The sequence below is a fragment of the Gordonia tangerina genome (assembly GCF_021556435.1).
In the GTDB taxonomy this organism is placed as follows: domain Bacteria; phylum Actinomycetota; class Actinomycetes; order Mycobacteriales; family Mycobacteriaceae; genus Gordonia; species Gordonia tangerina.
In genome coordinates this window covers 111089-119215 of record NZ_JAKGCU010000016.1, presented here as the reverse complement: position 1 = coordinate 119215, position 8127 = coordinate 111089, and the positions used below count along the sequence as shown (strand labels likewise).

The window sequence follows — 8127 nt, the reverse complement described above, 5'->3', positions numbered from 1 at the left end:
GCCGCAGAACTCAACGCCCGACCCCGCAAACGACACGGCTGGCTCACGCCCGCCGCCAAACTCGACGAGCTACTACGATCAGACCCGTCCGATCCTGTTGCAGCGACCGGTTGAATCCGCCTTTCGCTGGAAACTCGGGGAGGGTTCTGTCGGCGAATTCTTGGGTTCTGTCGGCTGCCGTGCTGGGCGCGTTGGGGAGCCGGGGGAGGGCGGCGACTATCCGCCGGTGTAGCCGGACAGCGTGACGCCGTGCTGGGCGAGCCAGGGGGCGGGGTCGATCTTGGTGGTGCCGTTCTTCCACACCTCGAAGTGAACGTGCGGGCCCGTGGAGAAGCCTTCGTTGCCGACCAGCGCGATGACGTCGCCTGCGGTGACGTGCTGGCCCGGCTGGACCAGAACCCCGGACGAGGACATGTGGCCGTACATGGTGATGGTGCCGTCGTCGGCGCGGATCTGGACCCAGTTGCCGTAACCGGAGGCCGGCCCGGCCTCGACGACGACGCCGTCGGTAACGGCATGGATCGGAGTACCCAGCGGGGCGGCCAGGTCGATGCCGCCGTGGAAGGTTCCCCAGCGCATCGCGAAGGTGGACGTGAAGTCGTAGGCACCGAGCGGGATGGGTGATTCGAACATCGGCCGACGAGCGAGCGCCTCCGCTTTCGCCTCGGCGGCGGCGCGGGCCTCGCCGACAGCCAGCTGGTCGGTGAAGGTGCTCAGGTCCTTGGTCGGCGTCGTGGCGGCCAGGCCCGGCCCGAGGTCGGGTGTCTGGCCGGTGGTGCCGACGTTGGCCGTGTTGGAGGGTGCGGGAGCCGAGGCGTTGTCGGCGGAGCCCACCTGCGCCACGGCGGCGACCGCAGCGCCTGCCGCCATCGCGATGAGTGCGGCCCGCCCACCCTTGAGGGCCGTCGGCGGGGCGCTGATGCGGTGTTTGCCGCCCTTACGCGTCGCGCCGGAGGACGGGCGGGTACGGAACGGCTTCTCACCGTCGGAAAGCGGTAGCGGCAGCTCGCCGCTCTCGGTGCTGGTGAGGGAGAAGGTGTCGGGGCGAGCGCCCTCCATGTCGAACGGCTCGTCGTACTCGTAGCCGTCGAACTCGCTCTCCGGGATCAGGATGTCCTGGGTGATCTCGGAGCGAGTGGGGCGGTAGTAGCGGTCCCAGGTGCTCGAATCCCAGGTCTCGTCGGTGGACTCCCACGCAGGTGCGGCGTCGGCGAACTCATCGATCGGGATGATCGTGGTGACCTCGGTGCCGTTGTCCTCGTCGCGGGCGGTTGGGTGCCCGGTGGTCGCGACCGGCCGGCTGGAGTAGCCACGTCCCGTCAAATCGTCCACCTCATCTCTCTGTTAGCGAGGACTACCCGTTACCGCCTGTAATCCTTTTGTGATCTGCCAGCCGACGGTAACGAAATGATTGCGGCAAGTCCAACGGTGTGGGCCCAAAACCCCGTGTTCTGTGAGGCGGGTCACAACAAAACCCTGCGCGCTCAGGTGTCGCGAAGGCAGACTTCGCCATCGTGTACCCACTGTCGGTCCATCGGCGGACGACCTATCAGAGCACAGGCCTCGCGGCGAGGTCGGTGCAGGGGTCATGAGGGTGCCGGATCGCCGACCGACCGAGTGATCTGTCGCACAAGCGGTGGGTGCGCCGACAAAGCCCATACGCGGCAGGTTTAGAGTCCGATATGGCCCGCACAACACCCCTGCGGTGTTACATCCTTCTGCGGACAAATCTACGAGATGGTGAGCTGAATGGATCTCTTCGAATACCAGGCGAAGGAACTTTTCGCCAAGCACGAGGTGCCCACCTCGGCCGGCCGCGTTACCGACACGGTCGCCGGGGCACGTGAGATTGCCGAGGAAATCGGCAAGCCGGTGATGGTCAAGGCCCAGGTCAAGGTCGGTGGCCGTGGCAAGGCCGGCGGCGTGAAGTACTCCAAGGACGTCGACGAAGCCGTCGCGAACGCCGAGTCGATCCTTGGCCTCGACATCAAGGGCCACGTCGTCAAGAAGCTGCTGGTCGCAGAGGCGAGTGACATCGCCGAGGAATACTACATCTCCTTCCTGCTCGACCGCACCAACCGCACCTACCTGGCCATGTGCTCGGTGGAGGGTGGCGTCGAGATCGAGGTCACCGCCGAGGAGAACCCCGACGCCCTCGCCCGCATCCCCGTCGACGCCGTCAAGGGCGTCGACCTCGCGTTCGCGCGCAGCATCGCCGAGGCCGGCAAACTGCCCGCCGAGGTGCTCGACGCCGCAGCGGTCACCATCCAGAAGCTGTGGGAGGTCTTCATCAACGAGGACGCTCTCCTGGTCGAGGTCAACCCACTGGTCCGCACCCCCGACGACCAGATCCTCGCTCTGGACGGCAAGGTCACCCTCGACGCCAACGCCGACTTCCGTCAGCCCGACCACGAAGCGTTCGAGGACAAAGAGGCCACCGACCCGCTCGAGCTCAAGGCCAAGGAGAACGATCTCAACTACGTCAAGCTCGACGGCCAGGTCGGCATCATCGGCAACGGCGCGGGTCTGGTCATGTCGACCCTCGACGTCGTCGCCTATGCCGGTGAGGCTCACCAGGGTGTCAAGCCCGCCAACTTCCTCGACATCGGCGGCGGCGCCTCGGCCGAGGTGATGGCTGCGGGCCTCGACGTCATCCTGGGAGACGAGCAGGTCAAGAGCGTCTTCGTGAACGTCTTCGGCGGCATCACCGCGTGCGACGCGGTCGCCAACGGCATCGTCGGCGCACTGAACAAGCTCGGCGACGAGGCGAACAAGCCTCTGGTCGTCCGCCTGGACGGCAACAAGGTCGAAGAGGGCCGCAAGATCCTGGCCGACGCGAACCACCCGCTGGTGACGCTGGCCGAGACCATGGACTCCGGCGCCGACAAGGCCGCCGAACTGGCGAGCAAGTAGGAGCAGCAGAATGTCCATCTTTCTGAACAAAGACAACAAGGTCATCGTCCAGGGCATCACCGGCGGTGAGGGCACCAAGCACACCGCGCTGATGCTCAAGGCCGGCACCAACATCGTCGGCGGCGTCAACGCCCGCAAGGCCGGCACCACCGTCAGCCACGACGGCGGCGTGGAGCTGCCGGTGTTCGGTTCGGTGTCGGAGGCCATGAAGGAGACCGGCGCCGACACGTCGATCGCCTTCGTGCCGCCGAAGTTCGCCAAGGACGCCATCATCGAGGCCATCGACGCCGAGATCCCGCTGCTCGTGGTCATCACCGAGGGAATCCCGGTGCAGGACAGCGCCTACGCCTGGGCCTACAACCAGTCCAAGGGCAACAAGACCCGCATCATCGGACCCAACTGTCCGGGCATCATCACGCCGGGTGAATCGCTGGTCGGCATCACGCCGAACAACATCACCGGCACCGGCCCGATCGGTCTGGTGTCCAAGTCGGGCACGTTGACCTACCAGATGATGTACGAACTGCGTGACATCGGCTTCTCCACCGCCATCGGCATCGGCGGCGACCCGGTCATCGGCACCACCCACATCGACGCCATCGAGGCGTTCGAGAAGGACCCCGACACCAAGGTCATTGTGATGATCGGTGAGATCGGTGGCGATGCCGAAGAACGCGCCGCCGACTACATCAAGGCCAACGTCTCCAAGCCGGTCGTCGGCTACGTTGCCGGTTTCACCGCGCCCGAGGGCAAGACCATGGGTCACGCCGGCGCCATCGTATCGGGCAGTTCGGGCACCGCGCAGGCCAAGAAGGAGGCCCTCGAGGCCGCCGGCGTCAAGGTCGGCAAGACGCCGAGCGAGACCGCCAAGCTGGCTCGGGAGCTCTACCAGGGCCTGTGACGTAACGCTTTCGACAACGAGGTGGCCGTTGTCCCCGTCCGGGGGATGACGGCCACCTCGTTTTGTGCAGTGCGCTGTCCCTGCGGGCGACTACGATTCATCCGTGGGTGAAGACAACGAGGTGCCGCGGGAGGTCGTGCTCGCCCTCGGCGCGGCGGCAGTCGGTGCTCGCGCGGTCGCGATGTCCGCCCGGCTGTCGAGGTCTGCGGTGCGTACGGCGCTTCGTCTTCCGGTCATCGGGTCTGCCGGCCGCCGCGGCCTCGATCGCCTCGAGGCCGAAGGCGAACGCGTACTTGCGCTCGCGCCGAAGGTGATCGACCGCGGCAAGGCGATCGTGGTCGCCGTGGTGTCCGCGATCATCGCCGAGATGGATCTGACCGGGTTGGTTCGGGACAACGTCGACCTGAACGAGGTCGCCGCAGCCCTCGATATCGAGGCGATCCTGGATCGAGTCGACCTGGATGCCGTGATCCGTGACCGCCTTGATCTGAACGGCGCCGTCGCCCTGGTGGACCTTGACGCCATCGCGGCCACGCTCGACATCGACGCCATTGCAGCGCGGATCGACATCGAAGCCATCCTCGGTCGGGTGGACATGATCGGGCTGGCCGATGAGATCATCGACGGTGTCGATCTGCCCGACATCATCCGTGAGGCGTCCACGTCGGTGACCGCGGATGTGATGACCGACGTGCGCAGCACCAGCGAGCGCGCCGACGACGCGGTCGCCAACGTGGTGGGCCGCATCCTGCGGCGGCGCGTCGTCGACGCAGCTCAGAGCAGTCACGCCGATGAGTGACACCGATCGGGTCGGACCGCTTCGGCACACGCACATGCCTGCGATCCACGACACCACCAAGAGCGCCGGCATCGTCAGTCGAGGTGTCGCTGCGACGTTGGATCTGCTGGTGGTGCTGGCGATTCTGAGTAGCGCCTATCTCGGGTACGCCATGGTGCGGTTGCTGTTCAGCATCCGCGATTTCGCGTTCCCGCAACCGAATGCGGTCTTCACCGCAACCGGCTTCATCGTCGTGTCGGTCGGCTATCTGGCGCTGTGTTGGGCGGTGTCGGGACGCACTCTCGGGTGTGTGGCGATGGGTCTGCGTGTGGTCGGGCGTAAGGGGGGACGCATGCGCCCGGTCACCGCGCTGCTGCGGGCCTTTCTATGCGTGTTCTTCGCCGTCGGATTGGCCTGGGTGGCAGTGCATCCGGAGCGGCGATCGGTGGCCGACATGGTTCTGCGCACCCGCGTGGTCTATTCGCGCTGACCGCCCGACACCTCGGCCACGGACTTCAAGGCGGCCAGCCCCTTCTCGAAATCCTTGCCGATCATCCGGTCGAACAGTCCCAGCGGTGCGGCGATGCGCGAGAACATCGAGTGCGGGCCGGTCATTGTCCACGTCACCTCGGTTTGGGCGCCCCGGGGTGCCATAGTGAACACGCTGGTGCTGGTCGATGACATGGGCTTCTCGAACGCCACCGCCACGGCCACTCGCGTGGGTTCGGTGACCTCGATGACCTCCATGGTGCCTTTGCCCGCCTTGCGGTTTCCCGACCATGCATACTTCGCACCGACTCCGCTGTCGGCGCCTGAATAGTCGCGGTGCAAATCGGGATCGAGGTCCTCCCACGGTGACCACCGTTGCCACTCATGCAGATCGACGAGGAGCGGGTAGATCCGATCTGGCAGCGCCGCGATCGTCGTGTTCCGGGTCACGGTGTACTCGCCCATGGTGTTTCTCCTGCTCGGGGGTAGGTGCATGCAGTATGACCGAGGGGGATGCGGGAGTTCATCGGTCGACGCGCCCGTAGGGTGGAATCGTGACCGACCAACGCCGCGTCGATACCCGCACAGTGGTCGACCTCGTTGTCGACCGGGGCACCTGGCAGTCCTGGGACGGACCAGCCGATCCGGGGTCGGACGAATCCGACTACGGAGCCGCACGTGACCGCGCGCGGGACCGAACCGGTGTCGACGAATCGGTTGTCACCGGCTGCGGTCTGATCGGCGGACATCGCGTGGCGATGGTGATCAGCGAGTTCGGATTCCTCGGCGGGTCGATCGGTCGGGCCGCGGGACAGCGCGTGGTGGCTGCCGTCGAACGGGCGACCCGGGAACGGATTGCGGTGCTCGCGCTGCCGTCGTCGGGCGGCACCCGGATGCAGGAGGGTACCCCGGCCTTTCTGCAGATGGTGGCGATCACCGGTGCGGTCAACGCGCACAGGGCCGCCGGGCTCGCCTATCTGGTGTATCTACGTCATCCGACGACCGGAGGTGTGTTCGCCTCCTGGGGTTCGCTCGGCCACATCACGTGGGCCCAGCCGTCGGCGCTGGTGGGCTTTCTGGGCCCGCGCGTGTACGAGGGGCTCTACGGTGAGCCGTTTCCGGCCGAGGTGCAAACGTCGGAGAATCTTCTCGCACACGGACTCGTGGACGCCGTGTTCGGATTGGACAGGCTCGGCAGCCATGCGGGACGGCTACTGGCGCTGCTCGCACCCGTCGCCGTCGAGCCCGTGTCCGCGCTGCCCGACGACCCGCCGATGTCCGACGCCTGGTCTGCGGTGGTAGCCACCCGGTCGCCGGGACGGCCCGGGCTCGCCGAGGTCCTCGATCCCGACCATTCGGTGGTGCTCCGCGGTGATGCTCCGATCTGGCTGGCGCTGAGTCGATTCGGCGGTCGGACAGCGGTTGTCGTCGGGCAGGATCGGGTGCGTCAGGCGGCCGGGCAACTCATCGGGCCGGCCGATCTGCGCGTCGCTCGCCGCGGCATGGCGATGGCCGCTGATCTGCGGTTGCCGGTGGTGACGATCATCGACACCCCGGGCGCAGAGTTGTCGGTTGACGCGGAACAAGGCGGACTGTCCGGTGAGATCGCCCGTTGCACATCTGAATTGGTGCAGCTCACGGTGCCGACCGTGTCGGTGCTGCTCGGGCAGGGAGCGGGTGGGGCCGCCCTCGCGTTGTTCCCCGCGGATACGCGGATAGCCGCCGCGGACGCGTGGCTGTCGCCACTACCCCCCGAGGGTGCGAGCGTCATCGTCCACCACGACACCGTGCACGCCGCCGAGCTCGCGGATCACCAAGGCATCGCCGCTGCCGCATTGTCTGCGAACGGCACCGTCGATCGGATCGTCGACGTCACTGCCGACAGCGGTGTCCGAGCACTACGAAGCGTCGTCGCCGAAGCGCTGGCCACCCGCACGCGTCCGTCGATGCGACGGCGCACCCGCACACCCGGAGCAGACTGGTGACCCGCCGGATCGTCGGTGTCGGCGCCATCGTCTGGGACGCCGACGATCGGTTGCTGCTGGTGCAACGGCGACACCCGCCGCAGGCTGGGCGGTGGACAGTTCCGGGCGGCAAGCTGGAACCCGGAGAGACCCTATCCGCGGCCGTCACCCGCGAGGTGGCCGAGGAGACCGGCCTGCGCGTCGACGTCGGCGAGAAGGCCTGGGTGGTCGACATTCCCGCCGACGACGATGTGGTGTTCGAGGTGCACGACTTCGTCGCCGAGGTGCGTGCGGGCACGTTGCAGGCCGGCGACGACGCGGCCGATGCACGATGGGTGTCGGTGGCCGAACTCGGCGAGCTACCGCTGACCGCCGGACTGATCGAGCACCTCGAACGACATGGTTTGATGCGCACAGCCGCAACGGAGAGGACGACATGACCGACCTGCTACCCCTGAATCCCGACGAGCTGCTCACCACCACCCGGTCGGTGCGCAAACGTCTCGACCTTGCGCGGCCGGTACCGTTGGAAGTCGTCAAGGAGGCTCTGGAGGTGGCGCTGCAGGCGCCAACCGGCAGCAACAGTCAGACCTGGCATTGGATCGTCTTGACCGATCCGGAGCTCAAGCAGAAGGTCGCCGACCTGTACGCGAAGTCGTTCGCCGCATACTCCGCCAACCAATCCCGCCGCGACGACACCGCTCGCCGCGTGGCGTCGAGCGCCCAGTACCTCGCCGACACCATGGCGCAGGTGCCGGTTCTGGTCATCGGCGCCATCTACAGCGGAGGAGAGCTGCCCGAGGGCAACCAGGCGGGCCTGTGGGGGTCGTTGCTGCCGGGCGCGTGGAGTCTGCAGCTGGCGTTGCGTGCCCGCGGATTGGGTTCGGCGTGGACCACGTTGCACCTGGTCTACGAAAAAGAGGTCGCCGAGATCCTGGGTATACCGGCGAACATCCACCAGGGTGTGCTGCTTCCGGTCGCCTATTACACCGGCACCGACTTCAAACCGGCCGGCCGGAAACCGCTCGACGACATCCTGCACATCAACGGGTGGTGAGCGGACGGTCGCGGTGAGTTCGGGC

9 protein-coding genes are annotated in these 8127 nt (G+C 66.8%); 7 read left to right on the top strand and 2 right to left on the bottom strand.

Features of this window, described 5'->3' with window-relative positions:
* Positions 1–216: 216 nt before the first annotated feature.
* The gene (locus L1892_RS16800) at positions 217–1332 is read right to left on the bottom strand and encodes a M23 family metallopeptidase (RefSeq protein WP_372475147.1); all 1116 of its coding nucleotides are present in this window, start codon (positions 1330–1332) and stop codon (positions 217–219) included.
* 417 nt (positions 1333–1749) lie between these two features.
* Here L1892_RS16800 and sucC point away from each other — a divergent pair, with 417 nt between their 5' ends.
* The 4 genes from sucC (at position 1750) to L1892_RS16780 (ending at position 5082) form a co-directional block, all read left to right on the top strand.
* Positions 1750–2913 (top strand): ADP-forming succinate--CoA ligase subunit beta, encoded by a 1164-nt coding sequence (gene sucC / locus L1892_RS16795; protein ID WP_235724759.1) that lies wholly within the window; start codon positions 1750–1752, stop codon positions 2911–2913.
* Between the two features lie 10 nt (positions 2914–2923).
* On the top strand, positions 2924–3814 hold the full coding sequence (gene sucD / locus L1892_RS16790; protein WP_235724758.1) for a succinate--CoA ligase subunit alpha: 891 nt from the start codon (positions 2924–2926) through the stop codon (positions 3812–3814).
* Between the two features lie 103 nt (positions 3815–3917).
* A complete protein-coding gene (locus tag L1892_RS16785) occupies positions 3918–4613 on the top strand; it encodes a hypothetical protein (protein WP_235724757.1) in 696 nt (231 codons plus the stop codon).
* On the top strand, positions 4606–5082 hold the full coding sequence (locus L1892_RS16780; RefSeq protein WP_235724755.1) for an RDD family protein: 477 nt from the start codon (positions 4606–4608) through the stop codon (positions 5080–5082). The genes L1892_RS16785 and L1892_RS16780 overlap by 8 nt, the downstream gene beginning before the upstream one ends.
* Here the strand turns inward: L1892_RS16780 and L1892_RS16775 are convergent.
* Positions 5070–5546 (bottom strand): SRPBCC family protein, encoded by a 477-nt coding sequence (locus tag L1892_RS16775; protein ID WP_235724754.1) that lies wholly within the window; start codon positions 5544–5546, stop codon positions 5070–5072. The two genes, L1892_RS16780 and L1892_RS16775, sit on opposite strands and share 13 nt — an antisense overlap.
* Before the next feature lie 89 nt (positions 5547–5635).
* Between L1892_RS16775 and L1892_RS16770 the strand changes: the two genes are divergently transcribed.
* From L1892_RS16770 to L1892_RS16760, 3 genes are read left to right on the top strand one after another with little or no spacing between them, the layout of a single operon-like run.
* Complete coding sequence (locus tag L1892_RS16770) at positions 5636–7066, top strand: carboxyl transferase domain-containing protein (RefSeq protein ID WP_235724753.1); 1431 nt, start codon at positions 5636–5638, stop codon at positions 7064–7066.
* A complete protein-coding gene (locus L1892_RS16765) occupies positions 7063–7485 on the top strand; it encodes an NUDIX hydrolase (RefSeq protein WP_235724752.1) in 423 nt (140 codons plus the stop codon). Before L1892_RS16770 ends, L1892_RS16765 begins: the two co-directional genes overlap by 4 nt.
* On the top strand, positions 7482–8102 hold the full coding sequence (locus tag L1892_RS16760; protein ID WP_235724750.1) for a nitroreductase family protein: 621 nt from the start codon (positions 7482–7484) through the stop codon (positions 8100–8102). The genes L1892_RS16765 and L1892_RS16760 overlap by 4 nt, the downstream gene beginning before the upstream one ends.
* The last annotated feature ends 25 nt before the right edge of the window (positions 8103–8127 follow it).

Bases quoted from the DNA above. Each gene is read 5' to 3' on its own strand.
- sucC (WP_235724759.1), top strand. From the start codon at position 1,750: ATGGATCTCTTCGAATACCAGGCGAAGGAACTTTTCGCCAAGCACGAG.
- sucD (WP_235724758.1), top strand. From the start codon at position 2,924: ATGTCCATCTTTCTGAACAAAGACAACAAGGTCATCGTCCAGGGCATC.
- L1892_RS16780 (WP_235724755.1), top strand. From the start codon at position 4,606: ATGAGTGACACCGATCGGGTCGGACCGCTTCGGCACACGCACATGCCT.
- L1892_RS16775 (WP_235724754.1), bottom strand. From the start codon at position 5,546: ATGGGCGAGTACACCGTGACCCGGAACACGACGATCGCGGCGCTGCCA.
- L1892_RS16760 (WP_235724750.1), top strand. From the start codon at position 7,482: ATGACCGACCTGCTACCCCTGAATCCCGACGAGCTGCTCACCACCACC.